14 protein-coding genes and 2 tRNA genes are annotated in these 16,817 nt (G+C 71.6%); 4 read left to right on the top strand and 12 right to left on the bottom strand.

Features of this window, described 5'->3' with window-relative positions; translation table 11 throughout:
* Positions 1 to 88: 88 nt before the first annotated feature.
* Positions 89 to 508 carry a Fur family transcriptional regulator gene (locus tag OHB09_RS21985; RefSeq protein ID WP_006142288.1) on the top strand — a complete coding sequence of 140 codons (420 nt, stop codon included), beginning with the start codon at positions 89 to 91 and terminating at the stop codon, positions 506 to 508.
* A gap of 166 nt (positions 509 to 674) precedes the next feature.
* Here the strand turns inward: OHB09_RS21985 and OHB09_RS21980 are convergent.
* From OHB09_RS21980 to OHB09_RS21965, 4 genes are all read right to left on the bottom strand, one after another.
* A tRNA-Met gene (locus tag OHB09_RS21980) sits at positions 675 to 748 on the bottom strand.
* Between the two features lie 51 nt (positions 749 to 799).
* Positions 800 to 2,719, bottom strand: coding sequence for a tetratricopeptide repeat protein (locus OHB09_RS21975; RefSeq protein ID WP_176944966.1), 1,920 nt, complete (start codon positions 2,717 to 2,719; stop codon positions 800 to 802).
* Positions 2,720 to 3,065: 346 nt separating this feature from the next.
* Positions 3,066 to 3,139: transfer RNA gene (locus tag OHB09_RS21970), tRNA-Met, on the bottom strand.
* A gap of 44 nt (positions 3,140 to 3,183) precedes the next feature.
* Positions 3,184 to 6,180, bottom strand: coding sequence for a UPF0182 family membrane protein (locus OHB09_RS21965; RefSeq protein ID WP_328923047.1), 2,997 nt, complete (start codon positions 6,178 to 6,180; stop codon positions 3,184 to 3,186).
* A 188-nt stretch (positions 6,181 to 6,368) separates the two neighbouring features.
* Between OHB09_RS21965 and OHB09_RS21960 the strand changes: the two genes are divergently transcribed.
* Positions 6,369 to 6,914 (top strand): PPA1309 family protein, encoded by a 546-nt coding sequence (locus tag OHB09_RS21960; protein ID WP_093592266.1) that lies wholly within the window; start codon positions 6,369 to 6,371, stop codon positions 6,912 to 6,914.
* 77 nt (positions 6,915 to 6,991) lie between these two features.
* On the opposite strand, the gene OHB09_RS21955 is transcribed toward OHB09_RS21960, so the two are convergent.
* The 4 genes from OHB09_RS21955 to OHB09_RS21940 form a co-directional block, all read right to left on the bottom strand.
* Positions 6,992 to 8,089: a YlbL family protein gene (locus OHB09_RS21955; protein WP_006142279.1), complete on the bottom strand. Its 1,098-nt coding sequence runs from the start codon at positions 8,087 to 8,089 to the stop codon at positions 6,992 to 6,994.
* Between the two features lie 116 nt (positions 8,090 to 8,205).
* Entirely contained in the window at positions 8,206 to 8,370 is a 165-nt protein-coding gene (locus OHB09_RS21950; RefSeq protein WP_006142278.1) for a hypothetical protein, read from the bottom strand.
* A 225-nt stretch (positions 8,371 to 8,595) separates the two neighbouring features.
* Positions 8,596 to 9,063 (bottom strand): molybdenum cofactor biosynthesis protein MoaE, encoded by a 468-nt coding sequence (locus tag OHB09_RS21945; protein ID WP_006142277.1) that lies wholly within the window; start codon positions 9,061 to 9,063, stop codon positions 8,596 to 8,598.
* Positions 9,064 to 9,219: 156 nt separating this feature from the next.
* The gene (locus tag OHB09_RS21940) at positions 9,220 to 10,329 is read right to left on the bottom strand and encodes an SDR family oxidoreductase (RefSeq protein WP_006142276.1); all 1,110 of its coding nucleotides are present in this window, start codon (positions 10,327 to 10,329) and stop codon (positions 9,220 to 9,222) included.
* 207 nt (positions 10,330 to 10,536) lie between these two features.
* Here OHB09_RS21940 and OHB09_RS21935 point away from each other — a divergent pair, with 207 nt between their 5' ends.
* Positions 10,537 to 12,033: a zinc-dependent metalloprotease gene (locus OHB09_RS21935; RefSeq protein WP_006142275.1), complete on the top strand. Its 1,497-nt coding sequence runs from the start codon at positions 10,537 to 10,539 to the stop codon at positions 12,031 to 12,033.
* The gene (locus OHB09_RS21930) at positions 12,030 to 12,575 is read left to right on the top strand and encodes an NUDIX hydrolase (protein ID WP_167794348.1); all 546 of its coding nucleotides are present in this window, start codon (positions 12,030 to 12,032) and stop codon (positions 12,573 to 12,575) included. The genes OHB09_RS21935 and OHB09_RS21930 overlap by 4 nt, the downstream gene beginning before the upstream one ends.
* An 81-nt stretch (positions 12,576 to 12,656) precedes the next feature.
* Here the strand turns inward: OHB09_RS21930 and OHB09_RS21925 are convergent, their stop codons facing one another.
* The 4 genes from OHB09_RS21925 to OHB09_RS21910 form a co-directional block, all read right to left on the bottom strand.
* Positions 12,657 to 13,412 (bottom strand): AIM24 family protein, encoded by a 756-nt coding sequence (locus tag OHB09_RS21925; protein WP_006142273.1) that lies wholly within the window; start codon positions 13,410 to 13,412, stop codon positions 12,657 to 12,659.
* Positions 13,413 to 13,428: 16 nt separating this feature from the next.
* The gene (locus tag OHB09_RS21920; RefSeq protein ID WP_006142272.1) at positions 13,429 to 14,109 is read right to left on the bottom strand and encodes an AIM24 family protein; all 681 of its coding nucleotides are present in this window, start codon (positions 14,107 to 14,109) and stop codon (positions 13,429 to 13,431) included.
* A gap of 11 nt (positions 14,110 to 14,120) precedes the next feature.
* Entirely contained in the window at positions 14,121 to 15,833 is a 1,713-nt protein-coding gene (locus OHB09_RS21915) for a TerD family protein (RefSeq protein WP_328922408.1), read from the bottom strand.
* A gap of 158 nt (positions 15,834 to 15,991) precedes the next feature.
* Positions 15,992 to 16,588: a M48 metallopeptidase family protein gene (locus OHB09_RS21910; protein ID WP_006142270.1), complete on the bottom strand. Its 597-nt coding sequence runs from the start codon at positions 16,586 to 16,588 to the stop codon at positions 15,992 to 15,994.
* Positions 16,589 to 16,817 lie beyond the last annotated feature (229 nt).

Raw genomic sequence — 16,817 nt, 5'->3', positions numbered from 1 at the left:
ATCCTACGTTGGACTCAATCCAAGTCAAGTTGAGCTCCAGGATCACACCCGTTCAGAATCGGGGGGCCTTGCTGTTAGTCTGGAAACCATGAGTGACCTACTGGAACGTCTGCGTGGACGCGGATGGCGCATGACCGCACAGCGGCGTGTGGTGGCCGAGGTCCTCGACGGCGAGCACGTCCATCTGACGGCCGACGAGGTGCACGCGCGTGCCGCGGCGAAGCTGCCGGAGATCTCCCGGGCCACCGTCTACAACACGCTCGGCGAACTGGTCTCGCTCGGCGAGGTGCTCGAGGTCGCCACGGACCGGCGCGCCAAGCGGTACGACCCGAACGCGCACCGCCCCCACCACCACCTGGTGTGCGCGGGCTGCGGCTCGATCCGCGACGTCCACCCGGCCGGCAATCCGCTGGCCGACCTCCCGGACTCGGAGCGCTTCGGCTTCACGGTCTCGGACGTCGAGGTCACCTACCGGGGCCTGTGCCCGAACTGCGCGGCGAAGGCCTGACCGGCCCGCCCCGCCCGTCTCCCAGGTCACAGACGTAAAGCCCCGGCAGCGAACCGCCGGGGCTTTTCCCTTCACCCGCCTCCGTACGCCGGCCCTCGCGCGGCCGGGCCGGTACGGCACACGCCGAAGGCCGGAACCCTTACGGATTCCGGCCTTCGGTCTTCAGTAGCGGGGACAGGATTTGAACCTGCGACCTCTGGGTTATGAGCCCAGCGAGCTACCGAGCTGCTCCACCCCGCGTCGACAAACGCAACGTTACGTCAAGACGCGAAGCAGAAGCAAATCGCCCCCTCACGCCGACAGCTCCTGCCGCAGCGCGTCCCGCAGCCGCGCCGCCCGCTCGGCGACCTCCGCCGGTCCCAGCTCCACCGCCCGGTCCGCCCACCGCTGCCCCTCCGCCAGCTCCCCCCGCCGGGCGTAGACCAGCGCGAGCCGCAGCGCCGCACGTCCGTGCCCCGCGTCGGCGGCCCGCGTCCACCACAGGGCCGCCTCCGGCTCGCTGCCCTCGCGGGCGAGCAGCAGGCCGAGGTTGAAGGCGCCGTTGCGCGAGCCGGCCTCGGCCGCGAGCCGGTACCAGCGCGCCGCCTCCACGACCTCGCCGCGCCCGGCGGCGAGCATGCCGACCCGGACCTGCGCCCGGCGGTGGCCCTGGGACGCGGCCCGCTCGTACCACTCCTCGCACTCGGACCTCTCCCGGGCCGGCTCCCCCAGCTCGTGCGCGGGCGCGGGCGGACGCCGCGCGTCGAGCACCGTGGCGAGCCGGTACGCCGCCTCCGCGCTGCCGCCCCCCGCGGCACAGCGCAGGTGCCGCTCGGCCTCCTGCTCCTCCCCGTCCCGCAGCCGCGCGATGCCGACCTGCAGGGCGGCCTCGGTGTGCCCGGCGGCGGCCGCGCGCTCGTACCAGCCGAGCGCGGCCCGCTCCTGGCCGCGCCCCGCGTGGAGGATGCCCAGGTTGAACGCGGCGTCGACGCTGCCCGCCTCCGCCGCCTTGGAGAACCACGGCTCGGCTCCTGCCGCGTCGCCGCCCTGGAGCAGCAGCACGGCGAGTGCGTTCGCCGCCTCCCGGTGCCCGGCGTAAGCGGCCCGCCGGTACCACTGCTCGGCGGGCCCGGTCCGGCCCTGCTCGGCGCAGAGCAGCCCGAGGTTGTAGGCACCGTTGACGTCGCCGGCGTCCATGGCGGCCCGGTACCAGCGCTCGGCGGTCTGCGTCTCCCCGCGCTCGGCGTGCAGCGCGCCGAGCGCGTTGGCCGCGTTGCCGTCGCCCTCCTGGGCCGCCCGCAGCCACCACACGGCGGCGCTTTCACTGTCCCCGGCGTCGCGCAGCAGGAAGCCGAGCGCACAGGCGGCACGCGTCTCGCCGTCCTTGGCGGACGTCAGGTACCAGCGGCCCGCCTCCTTCAGCTCGCCGCGCTTCTCCAGGATCGCGCCGAGGTGCAGCGCGGCCCGCCGGTGTCCGCGCGCGGCGGCCTGGCGGTACCACTGTTCGGCCTCCTCGGGCACGTTCCCGGTGCCGTCGGCGCCCTTGAGCCGGCGCAGGCGTGCGTCGGTGTCCAGCAGGCCCGGTGGGGCGCCTCTCGCCCCTCCTCTGCCCCCGGCGCCCAGCGCGGTGCCCACGGCGTCGGCCTCGCGGTCCAGGGCCCGGGCCAGTCGGTAGGCGGCCTCGCGGTGGCCCCGCTCGGCGGCGACCCGCATCCAGTGCTCGCTGCCCGCGTCGCCGCGGTGTTCCAGCAGGTCGGCGAGGGCGTAGGCGCCCAGTACATGGCCCTGCTCGGCGGACTGGCGCAGCCAGTACTCGGCCGCCGGCTCGTCACCGCGCTCGCGGTGGTGCCGGCCGAGCGCGTGCGCGGCCGCGGTGGAACCGGCGACGGCCGCGATGCGCCACCAGCCGGCGGCCTCCTCGGGATAGCCCCGCTGATGCAGGAGGACTCCCAGGTTGTTGGCCGCTGCCCGGTCACCGGCGGCCGTGGCGGCACGCAGATGGGGCTCGGCTCCGTCGAGATCACCGCGGCGCAGCAGCATGCTGCCGAGGACGCTCATCGCCTCGACGTCGCCGGCCTTTGCGGCCGCGCGCCGGCGTGCCTCCTCGGCCAACTCCTCGGCGACCTCCGTGGTTTCGTCCTGTCCGGGAACCTCGGAAACCTCGGAAGTCACAAAAGCCCGCCCAAACCGCCCCGTCTCGAACAGAGTTGCCTTGTCCCCCATAACGTCCATCGTCGCACCACCTGCAACCCGGGTACACCTGGTATACCGCAGCCAGTGAGGTCACTACAGCGTTTTGTCGACATGCCCACAGAGAGACAAGTCAAACACAGGGCGCCCAACTCCCCGGCACGGCAAGGCTGTCGCGCAGGTCGGCACATGCGTTCGCAGGTGTCAGAGGGGAGAAAGCGAACTCACCGGAAGGTGGTCCTCCGCAGGTCATGGATGACGACTGCCATGGATGACGACTGCGGTGGATGCGCGGGGCCACGGACATGCCGGGGACGGCTCGCACCGAGGACGGAAGGACACACGCACGAAGGCCCGGATCCTTGAGGATCCGGGCCTTCGGTTTCAGTAGCGGGGACAGGATTTGAACCTGCGACCTCTGGGTTATGAGCCCAGCGAGCTACCGAGCTGCTCCACCCCGCGCCGTTGTGTGTTCACCGTACCACGGCGCGGGAGGGGCCTCTGCCTCAGCCGCCGGCGGAGCCGGAGCCCTTGTCGCTCTTGTCGGTGTTCTTGTCGCCGTCCTTGTCGGTGTTCTTGACGGTCTTGTCGGCCTTATCAGCCTTATCGGCCTTGTCGGCCTTGTCGCCGTTCTTGCCGGCCGCGGCCTGGGCGTCCTCCGCCCGCTGCAGGGCCTTCTGGAGGTCCTTCTGCGCCTTGCCGTACGCCTCCCAGTCACCGTTCTTGAGGGCGTCCTGGCCCGTGGTGAAGGCTTCCTGGGCGTCGCCGAGGGCCTCCTTCACCGTCGGGTTGCTCGTCGAGGGCGGCGGCTTGGTGGTGTCCTGGTCGGAATCCGGTGGCGGCGTCGTCGAACCGTCGCCCGGGAAGAGCTTGTTCAGCGCCTCGTCCAGCGTGTTCTCGAACACGGTCTTGCCGCCGTAGGTCATCAGCACCTTGCGCAGCAGAGGCAGCTTCAGTCCGCCACCGCGTACGTAGACCGGCTCCACGTACAGCAGCCCGTCGTTCAGCGGGACCGTCAGGAGGTTGCCGTACTCGATCTCGGAGTCACCGTTCCTCACCTGTCTGATGAAGTCGGTGATGTTCTCCTGGGAGTTCGAGTTGAACTGGCTCTGCACCTGTTTGGGCCCGTCGGCCGCTGAACTCTTCAGCCGCAGGATTCTGATGCGGCCGTAGTCCTTCGTCCCGGCCTCGGAGTCGACCGCCATGAAGGCGCTGAGGTTGTCACGCCCGTTGGGCGTGAACGTCGTCGTCAGCGAGAAGGCCTGCGCGTCCTGGTCCGGCATCTTCATGCTCAGGTAGTACGGCGGCACCGCGTCCCCCGACTTGTTCGTCGGGTCGTCCGGCACCTGCCACACCTCGCTGCCGCTGAGGAACGTCTGGGCGTTCGTCACGTGGTAGCGGGTGAGCAGCTCCCGCTGCACCTTGAACAGGTCCTGCGGGTACCGCAGGTGGGCCATCAGGTCGGAGGAGATCTCCTTCTTCGCCTTGACCGTGTGCGGGAAGGCCTTCATCCAGGTCTTCAGGACGGGGTCCTTGGTGTCCCACTCGTACAGCTTGACCTCGCCGCTGTACGCGTCGACCGTCGCCTTGACCGAGTTGCGGATGTAGTTGACCCGGTTCTGCTGGGCCACCACCGCGCGCTGGTTGTTGGCCGCGGTGAGCGAGTCCGCCGTCGTGTCCCCCAGGGTGGTGCGGGAGGCGTACGGGTAGCCGTTGGTGGTCGTGTAGGCGTCGACGATCCACTGGATCCGGCCGTCGACCACCGCCGGGTAGGCGTCGCCGTCGATCGTCAGCCAGGGGGCCACGGCCTCGACGCGGTCCTTGGGCGTGCGGTTGTACAGGATGCGCGAGCCCTCGCCGATGGCGCCGGAGTACAGCATCTGCGGTTCGCTGAACGCCAGCGCGTACGCCGCCCGGTTGATCGGGTTGGAGAGGCTGACACCGCTGTCGCCCTGGTAGGTGTAGGCCTTCTCGCCCTTGTCGTCGGAGTAGTCGATCTCCTTCTGGGGACCGCCGACGATCGAGTACGTGGTGGTCTTCTCGCCGTAGTAGACCCGCTGCTCGTGCGTCGGCAGGTCACCGGTGGAGGGCAGACCGGACTCCGTGTAGACCGGCTGGCCGTTCTTGTCGGCGGAGGTGCCCTTGGCGGCGACCACGCCGTAGCCGTGGGTGTAGCGGAAGTGGTCGTTGATCCAGTTGTTCTTCGGGATGCCGTTGAGGTTCAGCTCCCGCAGACCGATGACCGTGTCCTGTTCCTTGCCGTCCTTGTCGGTGTAGCGGTCGACGTCCAGGTTGGTCGGGAACGCGTAGTAGTTCTTGACCTGCTGCATCTGCTGGAACGTCGGCGAGACGATGTTCGGGTCGAGCACTCGCAGGCTCGCCGCGGCGTCCGCGTCCTTGCGGAGCTGGTCGCCCTCGGTCTCCTTGCCCTTGCCCGAGTACTCGGAGACCTCGGCGTCGTCGATGCCGTACGCCTCGCGGGTCGCCTTGATGTTCTTGGCGACGTACGGCGCTTCCTTGGCCTGCTCGTTCGGCTGGACCTGGAACTTCTGCACGATCGCCGGGTAGAGGCCGCCGATGAGGATGGCGGAGAGCACCATCAGGCCGAAGCCGATGACGGGGAGCTGCCAGGTGCGCCGCCACAGGGTGGCGAAGAACAGCAGCGCGCAGATGACGGCGATGCAGAACAGGATCGTCTTGGCCGGCAGATAGGCGTTGGCGTCGACGTAGCGCAGACCGGTCCAGTTGCCGGTGGCCTTGAAGTCGCTGGACTTCACCGCCAGTCCGTACCGGTCGAGCCAGTAGGCGACCGCCTTCAGGGTCACGAAGACGCCGAGCAGGACCGACAGGTGTCCGGTCGCGGCGGCCGTGGCGCGCGCGCCCGGGCTGGTGACCCGCAGGCCGCCGTACAGGTAGTGGGTGAGCGCGGCGGCGATCAGGGAGAGCACGGCGGCGGCGAAGCCGAAGCCGAGCAGGAAGCGGTACCAGGGCAGGTCGAAGGCGTAGAAGGAGACGTCCAGGTGGAACTGGGGGTCCTTCTGGTGGAAGGGCACGCCGTTGACCCACATCAGCCAGGTCCGCCACTGGCCCGCCGCCGAGGCACCGGCGATCAGCCCGACCAGCGCGGTGATGCCGAGCAGCAGCCACTTCTTGTACGGGGCGATGCTCATGCGGTAGCGGTCCAGGCTCTGCTGCTCCGCGGACATCGCGCTCAGCGGCGGGCGGAGCCGGTGCGCGAGCCAGATGTTGACCCCGACGGCGAGCGCCATCAGCAGGCCGAAGACGAAGAACAGCCCGATCTTGGTCCACAGTGTGGTGGTGAACACGGAGGAGTAGTTCACCGACCGGTACCACAGCCAGTCCGTCCAGAAGCCGGCGAACATGGTGAACGCCATGCCGAGGACGGCGAGGACGGCGAGCGTCATCAGCAGGGTCCGGACACGCCGGGACGGGCGGCCCACTCTGATCCGTGGCCCCGTCGGGCCTCCGCCGCGGTCCGGCATCTGGAAAGCCAAGGTGTGCACCTCGAAGTCGCTGTTGGTCGGTCGGCCCCCGCTGCTGTCGTGCAGTGCACGCGGGCCCTCGTCGGCCGGCCCCGGCGTCCGTCGAGATCGTGGGGCCTCACCTATGCAACTTACTCATGCTTTAAGCGGTTCCCGGATCCGGGGATTAACGAGAGAGGATTGTGACCATGTCCAACACTCCCATGGCAGCGAACCCGCTCACCCGGGCCGTACTCGAGATCGACGAGTACGCCTCCGGCCTCGGCTGGGACCAGCCCGCTCGCCTTTTCGCCCTCGTCGACACCGCCCGGCTGCGGGCCCAGGAACCCTCCCTCGCGGCCCAGCTCGGCCTGGACGACGCCGCCGAGACCACCGTCGGTCTCACCCCCATCGAGCAGGAGGAGATCGCCGCCGACCGGCCGCTGGACGAGTTCCTCGGCACCATCGCCTGGCCCGACGCGGTGGCCGGCTGCGCCCTCACCGTGGAGCGTCTGATGCTGCCCCCGTCCGCGGAGGCCACGGTCCCCGAGGACCTTGACGGGGCCCGGCTGAACCAGTGGGTCGCCGAGCACCCGGACCGGCAGGAGGTGCGGATGACGGTCGCCGTGCTGCGGGACGGTACGCGCGAGTCCGCGCTGCGGCTGCGCGAGAAGGACGCGCCCTCGGAGGTGCTCACGGGGGCGGACCTGGTGCCGGGTCTGGCGGAGGCGCTGGGGGCGACGTTCGAGGACTGACCCCCCGCGCGCACGGCCGGCACGCCCGTGCCGGCCGTCCCGCTCCCGGACCGGCCGTCAGGCCCCTCCTGCGGCAACTACCCCTTGGTGGTGCACTTCGGCAGGGCGTCGGTGTGCCCGCCCCGGATGTCCTCGAGGGCGCCGAGGGCGTCGCCGATGGTGTCCACCTTGACGAGGGTGAGTCCGTCGGGGGTGTCCTTCGCGGCGGCGGCGCAGTTGTCCTTCGGCGTCAGGAAGTAGCGGGCGCCCTTGTCGCGGGCCCCGACGGTCTTCATCTCCACACCGCCGATGGGGCCCACCTTGCCCGCGTCGTCGATGGTGCCGGTGCCCGCGACGAACGTGCCGCCGGTGAGGCTGCCCGGGGTGAGCTTGTCGTAGATGCCGAGGGCGAACATCAGCCCGGCGCTCGGCCCGCCCACGTCGGCGAGCTTGATGTCGATGGAGAACGGGAACGTGTGGTCGGTCCCGGCGGAGATGCCGACGATGGCGCGCGGGGCGCCCGTGTCGTCGGAGGCGGCGGTGGTGATCGTCACCTTCCGCGTCGCGCTCGCCCTGCGGCGCTCCTTCTCGGCGGCGGCCTGCTCCTTGGCGGGGACGATGGTGAAGGTGACCTTCTCGCCGGGCTTGTGCTTGGTGACCAGGTCGGCGACGTCGTCGGGGGCCTTCACCGTCGTGCCGTCGACGGCCTTGATCACGTCACCTGCGTGCAGCCGGCCCTCGGCCGGGGAGTCCTTGAGGACGGTGGAGACGATCACCCAGGAGTCGACGGGGACGCCGAGTTCCTTGAGGGCGGCCACCTTGGCGCTCTCCTGGGACTGGCTGAACTCCTCCGCGTTCTCCTGGGTGGACTGCTCCTCCGTCTTGCCGTCCGGATAGAGCGTGTTGTGCGGCACGACCTTGTCGTCGTGCGCGAGCCACCCGTAGACGGCCTCCACGAGGTTCATCTTGTAGTCGGCGCTGGTGACCCGGACCGTCGTCATGTTCAGGTGACCGCTCGTCCCGTACGTCCTGCGCCCGGAGATCTGCAGCACCGGCTCGCCGTCGTGCTCGCCCAGCGTGTTCACCGTGGGCCCCGGGGACATCTCCGAGTACGGCACTTTGATGAACACTCCCGCGCACAGGAGCGCGATCAGCATCAAGGTGGAGGCGAGCATCGTCGCGGTGCGGCGTGGCATGGAACGACAGTACGGGACAGACCTGTGGGCGCACTGCCGGGGCCGTCCGTCCGTGGCCCGGCGGCCGCCGGCGCCCCGGGAGGTGCCGGCAGGGCCGTGCGTTCGGCGAGGGGGCCTCAGACCTCGGTGCGGGGCTTCTCCATGGCCTCGCGGAAGCGGGCGTATCCGGCGAGTTCGGAACCGTCACCGATGGTCTTGCGATTCCGGCCGGCCCAACCGCCCCACAGTCCGGCACCGATCGCGGCCACCAACGGAATCAGCAACCAGACGAGCGCCGCCATGCCGACCTCCCAACCCCTAGAGCGTCCGCGACTGACTGATCAGCAGATTAATCATCCGCATGCTAACGCGCACGCCAGGGACTGGGTCACGCGGCCGGTGGGGTGCATGGCGCGTGTCGCGGGAGCGGGGGCGTGCGTCCTCCGGTGGGGACGGTCGCGCACGCCGGAGGGAGGGAGCCGCGGCCGCCGGAGGGATCGGATGCGGCGGCCGCCGGAGGGGCAGGGTCAGCAGGAGCCGGCGCCCACCCACTCCTCCGTTCCGTCCGCGAACTTCTGGTGCTTCCAGATGGGGACCTCGTGCTTGAGGTCGTCGATCAGCTTGCGGCACGCCTCGAAGGCCTCGGCCCGGTGCGGGCAGGACACGGCGACGACGACGGCGAGGTCGCCGATGCCCAGGTCCCCCACGCGGTGGACCGCGGCCAGGGCGCGCACGGGGTAGTCGGCGACGACCTTCTCCGCCACGCGCCGCAGCTCGGCCTCGGCGGTCGGATGGCACGAGTACGACAGGGCGTCCACGTCGGCCCCGCCGTCGTGGTTGCGCACCGTGCCCACGAACAGCGCGGTCCCGCCGGCGGCGTCGTCCCCCGCGGCCCGGAGGACCTCGTCGACGGAGAGCGGTGTGTCGCGTATGCCGAGCAGCTTGATGGGATCCCCGGCCGCCTGCTCCCCGGGGTGTTCCTGGATACCAGCCATGCCCCCATCGTGCCGCACGGCACCGACAACCGGGGACGGCCGGGGACCGGCCGAGGACAGTCGGGGAGAGCCGGTGAGGCCGACCGGGCAGCCCCGGCCCGGGCGGCCGGGCGCCGGCCGGCCCGTCCGCGGTGTCCGGTGCCGGATGCCCGGCGTCTACCGCCGGCGTGCCTTGCGGGCCCTGCGGACCACCGCCGCCGCACCCAGCAGCGCCACCGTGGCGCCCGCCGCCCCCGCCGCCGTCGCGTCCTTGCGGCCCAGCCGCCGTCCGGCCACCGTGTGCCGTCCGGAGACCTCCTCCAGGAGCGCCGCGAGCACCTCCTCGTTGGTCCAGCGCGGCCTCCAGCCCGCGTCGTGCAGCCGGCTCCCGCTCACCACCCAGGGATACATCGTGTAGGCGAGGTCGCCGGCGGGCGAGGGGGTGAGCCCGATGCGGTGCAACCGCGCCGCCGCGCCCAGCGCCACGGCCGAGGGGAGCTCCATGCGACGGATCCCGCTGAGCTCCTCGACCTCCTCCTGCTCCAGCCAGCCCTCGCAGCCGACGGCGAGTTCCCCCTCGGCCTTCTCCAGGACGGCGTACTCCAGCGCCCCGCACAGGTCCTCGACGTGGCAGAACTGCCAGGCGGGCCGCGAACCGGCCACGACGAGCAGCCGGGGCGACTCGAAGTACCTGGTCAGCGCGGTGTCCGTGCCGCCGACCAGCACGGCGGGGCGCACGACGGTCACATTGAGGCCGGGGTGGGCGCGCGGGGCCCGCCGCGCGAGGCGTTCGATCTCCAGCAGGTCGCCGACGCCGGTCGCCTCGGCGGTGGCCCGCAGTTCGGCGTCCTCCGACAGCGGCAGCTCGTTGTCCGGCAGCGCCCCGTAGACCATCGCGGAGGTGCACAGCACCACCCGGTGCACTCCGGCCGCGGCGGCGGCGGTCAGCACGGTCTGCGTCCCCCGGACGTTGTAGGCCGTCCGGGCGGCCGCGTCGGACTCGAGATCCAGATCGAGCGCCAGGTGGACGACGACGTCCGCGCCGCGCAGTTTCTCCGCGATGGCGGGGTCGCGGACGTCCAGGACGTGCCACTCGGCGGCGGCGCACTCGCCCCGCCGCTCGTCGAGCGCGATCACCCGTCCGATCTCGTCAGAGGCGGCCAGCCGCTCCGTGAGCAGGGCTCCGACGCCGGTCGCGGCGCCGGTGACCGCGACGACGGGGCCGCGGCCGGCCGGGCCGGTTGTGTGGTTTCGCGCTGCGCGAACCTGCGGATCTGGGGAACTCACCGGGCGTCTCCAGCGGTTGTCTTCAGTACGAGCGCGACGGTACGCACGCGGTGGACGCGTGCGCACCGGGTGGCATCCATCCTGCCGCAGCCCAGGAGTCGGCGACGCACCGAGGCCCGAACCGGTCCGGGTGTCTACGCTGGGTGGTGTTGTCGGGCAGCCAGCCGCCGGAGTGAGAGCCGGTGGCCCAACCAGCCGAGGAATCCCGTGAGTGACACCCCATTCGGATTCGGCCTTCCGCCGGAGGAGCCGGACGACGGCGACGAGGGCAAGAAGAAGGACCAGCAGAGCGGTGGTGGTCAGGGACCGGCCCACCCGTTCGGTTTCGGGTCGCCCGGGGCCGGCGGCGCCGGCGCCGACAACCCGTTCGCAGCAATGTTCGGTTCCCTGAACCCCAGCGATCTGGGAGCCGCCTTCCAGCAGCTCGGCCAGATGCTCTCCTACGAGGGCGGACCGGTGAACTGGGACATGGCCCAGCAGATCGCCCGCCAGACGGTGGCCCAGGGCGCGCCGAACGGCACCAAGGACGCCAGCGTGGGCCCCGCCGAGCGGGCGGCGGTCCAGGAGGCCGTCCGCCTGGCCGACCTGTGGCTCGACGACGCCACGTCCCTGCCCTCGGGCGCGGGCACCGCCGTGGCCTGGAGCCGCGCGGAGTGGGTCGAGGCGACGCTGCCGGTGTGGAAGGACCTCGTGGACCCGGTCGCCGAGCGGGTCGGCGCGGCCATGGGCGATGTGCTGCCCGAGGAGATGCAGGCGATGGCCGGCCCCCTCATCGGCATGATGCGTTCCATGGGCGGTGCCATGTTCGGCAGCCAGATCGGGCAGGCCGTGGGCGTCCTGGCGGGCGAGGTCGTCGGCTCGACCGACATCGGTCTGCCGCTCGGCCCGGCCGGCAAGGCCGCGCTGCTGCCGCTCAACATCGAGGGCTTCGGCAAGGACCTGGGCGTGCCCATGGAGGAGGTGCGGCTGTACCTGGCGCTGCGCGAGGCCGCCCACCAGCGGCTGTTCGCCCATGTGCCGTGGCTGCGCTCGCACCTGTTCGGCGCCGTCGAGGGCTACGCGCGCGGCATCAAGGTCGACACCGCGAAGCTGGAGGACGTGGTCGGCCAGTTCGACCCGCAGAACCCCGAGGAGCTGCAGCAGGCCCTCCAGCAGGGCATGTTCCAGCCGGAGGACACCCCCGAGCAGAAGGCCGCCCTGGCCCGTCTGGAGACGGCCCTCGCGCTGGTCGAGGGCTGGGTGGACGCGGTGGTGCACGCGGCGGCGAAGCCGCGCCTGTCCTCGGCGGACGCGCTACGCGAGACGCTGCGCCGGCGCCGCGCCTCGGGTGGTCCTGCCGAACAGACGTTCGCCACGCTGATCGGTCTGCAGCTGCGTCCGCGCCGGCTGCGCGACGCCTCCCGGCTGTGGGCCTCGCTGACGGACGCGCGCGGGGTGGACGGCCGGGACGCCCTGTGGGCGCACCCGGACATGCTGCCGACCGCCTCCGACCTGGACGATCCGGACGGCTTCGTGCACCGCGAGCAGATGGACTTCTCCGAGCTGGACAAGATGCTCGGCGAGGCGGCGCACAAGCCCGACCTGCGCAAGGACACGGGCGACGACGGCAAGGACGGCAAGGACGCCTCCACCGACGGGGACACCTCCGCCGAAGGGAACGACGACAAGAACGGCGACGGCGGGAAGGGCGACGACGCCGAGTGAGCCTTCACGACGACGCGGTCGCGGTCCTCAAGGAGTACACCCCCGCGGAGCGCCGGGAGGACGCCGCCCCGGAGCAGGAGGAACTGCGCCGGGTCTACCTGGACCATCTCGCCGCCCGTCCGGACGGCCTGTGGAAGGCATGCCGGGACGGCCACCTCACGGCGAGCGCCATGGTGATCGACCCCTCGGGCGGACGTGTCCTGCTGACCCTGCACCGCAAGATCCGCAAGTGGCTGCAGATGGGCGGCCACTGCGAGCCCGGGGACGTCTCCCTGGCCGCCGCGGCGCTGCGCGAGGCGACGGAGGAGTCCGGCATCGCGGGGCTCACGCTGCTGCCGGGCGGTCCGGTGCGCCTGGACCGGCATCTGACGCCGTGCGCGTGGCATCTCGACGTGCAGTACGCGGCGCTCGCCCCGGCGGGCGCGGTCGAGGCGATCAGCGAGGAGTCGCTCGACCTGCGCTGGTTCCCCTACGCCGAGGTGGCGGACGTGGCGGACGACTCGGTCGTGCGGCTGCTGGAGGCGACCCGCGCCCGGCTGTGATCGAGAACCGATAAGGGCAAGCCCACAAAGGTAAGGGGCACGCGCCGGGCGCGTGCCCCTTACCGCTGCCCTTGAAGGCGGTCAGCTCCAGGCGTTGCCCTGGTTCTGTCCGCGGGCGCCCTGCTGGCCCATGCCGAACTGGGCGGCGATGCCCTGGCCGATCACCGCGTTCTGCGGCGGCAGCAGCTCGCTGGGCTGGACCAGCGCGAAGCCGTTGCCCATGAAGCTGAGCTCCCAGCCCTCACCGGTGCTGCCCCGGCGGCGCCACACCCCCGAGGAGTGCGTCTGGGCCTGCATCTGCACGCGCAGCCCGGTGGACCAGGCGACGATCGCGTCGGCGTCGCAGTTGACGTACTTGTCGGGCGTGACCCGCATCATCAGCGGGGCGCCGGAGGTCATCAGGGCGACCTTGCCGTGTCCGGTGATGTTGAGCTGGTACTTGCCCGAGCCGGAGATGCCGTACTGGCTGTCGACGGCGATGACCTCGTGGTGCAGCGTCGAGTCCATGGCGAGGACATAGGCGCTGTCGACGGTGAGTCCCTCGGACTCGACGTCCACCAGGTGCACGTGCTGGGCCAGGTTGGCGAGGTAGACGATCCCCTGGCCGTGGCAGCGCATCAGGTCCAGGCCCTCGCCGGTGTACGCCCGTGCGCGCCGCTGCCCGCCCTGCTGGTACTCGGCGTCGAACTCGACCAGCCCCTGGTAGGCGACCATGCTGCCCTTGCGGGCCAGAAGGTCGTCGTGACCCTCCAGGACGACGCGCAGCAGCTGCGGGTTCTGCAGGCTGTAGCGCTCCTGGGTCTGCTGGTCGTTGTGGGCGAAAAGAGAACTCTGCATGGTGTGTCGCTCCCCCTCAGCCCCGGATCCGGAGGCGGTCGGTGCTGTCCTCGCTGGGCTGCACCACGACGATGCCCTGCCCGGAGAACGCCATCTGATAGGCCTCGCCGCTGCCCCGCCCGATGAGCGAGCCCGCCTTGAAGCTGCGCTTGCCCTTCACCTTGAGGTTCGGGGACCAGGCGACGAGCGCGTCGGGGTCGACGTACGTCTCGTCCTCGCCGCCGCCGCAGTCGACGACGATCGGGGTGCCCCGGGAGGTCAGCGCGACCCAGCCCTGCCCGGAGATCTTGGTGTTCCACAGGCCCTGCCCGGCGAACTTGGCGAGGCCCTTGACGCGTTCGACGCCCCACGTCAGGTGCGCGTCGAAGGCGAGCAGGTTGGTGGCGTTGACGGAGATCGCGTCACCGCCCAGATTGATGACGACGACGTCCGCCCCGTAGTCGGCGAGGTAGAGCAGTCCGTCGCCGGAGCACTTCATCAGGGGCGCGCCCTCGCCGGTGGCCCAGTCACGGGCGATCTGCCGGACGGCCGGCGGGTTGGGCTCGTACTGGATGAAGCCCTCGTAGGCGACCATCGAGCCCACGCGCGCGAGGAGGTCGCTTCCGCTCTGCATGGCGACCTTGAGCATGTGGTTGCCGTGGTTCCCCATGCGGGCGGTGACGGGTGCGGGGGCGTAGCCCGCGAGCGGCTGGTTCATGACGGGCTCCCCTAGACCTCGTACGGCTGGACGACGATGAAGTTGCCGGGCGCGCCTCGGAACTGCAGGTTGACGCTCTCCCCGGTGTCCCCCGGATAGGCGTTGCGGCGCATCCGCACCTGGCTGGAGACGATCACCTGGGAGGCGGCGGACCAGGCGACGACGGCGTTGCAGTCGGCGAACGTGGTCGGTGTCACCGGGAGCACGACCGGCGTGCCGTGCGTCTTGACGACGAGTGTGCCGGTGCCCTGGAACTGCATGGTGAACAGCGCCCCGCCGGGGATGCCGTGGCCCTCGATGCGCCGGACCTCGTACTGGAGGGACTCGTCGAAGGCGAGGACGTTCTCCGCGGAGACGCAGATCGCGTCGCCCTGCAGCTCGACGGGGTGCAGATGGGCGGCGCCCTCGGCGAGGAACACCTGGCCCTGGCCGGTGCAGCGCATCAGCTGCATCTCCTGGCCGGTGGCGTTGCCGACGATGCGGCCGGCGAAGCCCGCGCCCTTGTAGCCGAAGTCCACCTTGCCCTGGTACAGCACCATGCTGCCCTGGCGGGCCAGCACGGGCTGACCGCCGAGACCGAGGTCGACGCGGACGAGCTTGTGGTTCTGCTGCGTCCAGCGCTGACCGGTGGGTGCCTCGCGGTAGGTCTGCAGTGCCGCGGCGACACCCGCCGCGCCCTGCGGGGCGCCCTGGGGCACGCCGTAGGGCGAGGGCGCACCCGGCACACCGGGCGCTGCGGGGGCCTGGCCGTAACCGGGGGGTGCCTGTGGGGGCTGCTGCCCGAAGCCGGGGGGTGCGGGCGGACCCTGCTGGCCGTAGCCGGGAGGCATCGGGGCCGACGGGGCGGGCGGCTGCTGTCCGTGACCGGGCGGCGGCCCGGGCGGACCGGGGGGCTGCGCGTACGGGGCGGGGGCGGGCGGGGGCACGGTGCCGGTGGGCGGGGCGTGCAACGGCGCGACGATGGTCGGCGCGGCGTGCACCGAGGGCGCGGGCGGGGGCGTGCCGGGGCCCTGGGGCGGTGCGAAGCCCTGCGGGGCGGGCTGCGGCACGGGGGCCGGGGGCTGCGGGGGCACCGGGGCGGCGGGCGCCGCGGGGGCGCCGAAGGCCGGGGGCGCGGTGGCCTGGGCGGGCGGGGCGAACCCGAGGGCGGCGCCCGCCTGCGGCGGCGGGGCCTGCTGCGGCGCCGGCGCCTCCTCCTCGGCCACCTCGCCGCCGAAGTTCTTCAGCAGCGCGTCGAGGCCGCCGTCGAAGCCCTGGCCCACGGCCGCGAACCGCCAGACGTCCTTGAGGTAGAAGTCACCGAGCATGACGGCCCGCTCCGTGCTGAACTCGGAGCCGCTGAACGGGTAGCGGGCGACCTCCTCGCCGCCCGCGACGATGCGCAGGTAGCCGGGGCCGATCTGGGACATCTGGCCGGCGCCGTCGAGCGTCGCGGTGAACGACAGCTTCTGAATGTGAGGCGGTATCCGGTCCAGCGTCACCCGGAAGGACTCGGTGTCGCCCGCCTGGGCGCCGAGCAGCTGAATGGACTCCTCGGGCGTCTTCGGCTGGTTGAAGAAGACGAAGTACCGGTCGTCCGAGAGCCGCTCCTCGGCGTCGAGCCCGAAGCAACTGATGTCGAACGTCAGCCCGGGGCCGGCGATCTGCACACCCACGTACAGATCCGTTCCCGCGGTGAGGTCACTGATCCTGGCCTTGTGGCCGCGTTGGAATTCCCTGGCCATGCGTACGACCGTCCCCCATCCCGTATGCGAGTGCGTCGCGCCAGGCTAACGGCAAAGTCCGACAACGGAGGAGGCCGGTACAGACCCGGTACACAACAGGGCCCGGGTCCGAAAGTGCCCGCCGTGCCTCGCGGGACCGTCGTCCGGCGCCCGCGACGCTATTCGGCCGACGACTCGGGCTGGTGCGGCAGCCGCCCGGCGGCCACTACCCCTTCGAGGTAGCCGCGGGCCCGCTCCGTGCGCGGATAGGCCTCCAGGAGCTGCCAGAAGCGGGGGCCGTGCCCGGGGACCAGCAGATGCGCGAGTTCGTGCAGCAGCACGTAGTCGACGACGTACTCGGGCATGTCCCGCAGGCGGTGCGAGAGGCGGATGCTGCCCTCGGCGGGGGTGCAGGAGCCCCAGCGGGTGTTCTGGTTGGTGACCCAGCGGACGGTGGCGGGCCGGGCCCGCCCCTCGAAGTACTGCGCCGACAGCCGCTCGGCGCGCTCGGCCAGCTCGGCGTCGCCCAGGCGTCGCCTGCTCTCCTGGGCGGCCAGTTTCTCGAGCATGACGGTGACCCAGCGCTGCTCCTCCGCCTCGGACATCCGGGCGGGGATGAGCACGACGGTGCGATCGCCCTCGCGGTACGCGGAGACCGTTCTGCGCCGTCGCGCGCTCCTGCGGACCTCGATCGCGCTCGTCGTCCGGCCGCCCTGCGGCGGGTTCGTCGTGCTGCGCTGCGGTTCGGCTGCGCGGTGCGGTGGATCGGCGGACACGCCCGCACGTTACCCGCTGCGCACGGGGGAAGTCCCCCTTCCGGGCGCGCTCGGCGGGTAGCGGGCGCCACGCCGTGCGCAATCCGCACGAATCGCATGACCTGCATATCGCATGACTTGTACGACGAATGCCTCTGCCTGTGGACAACTCGGGACGGGCTGCGCGGTCGGCCCGGCATCCTGGCCCTCGCACTCGTCGGCGGAGCACGTCCCGGTGGACCACTCATCG

Source organism: Streptomyces griseoaurantiacus (genome assembly GCF_036189845.1).
Classification (GTDB): domain Bacteria; phylum Actinomycetota; class Actinomycetes; order Streptomycetales; family Streptomycetaceae; genus Streptomyces; species Streptomyces griseoaurantiacus.
Note: the sequence above shows the minus strand (reverse complement) of the source record. Positions and strands in the feature narration are given on the sequence as shown.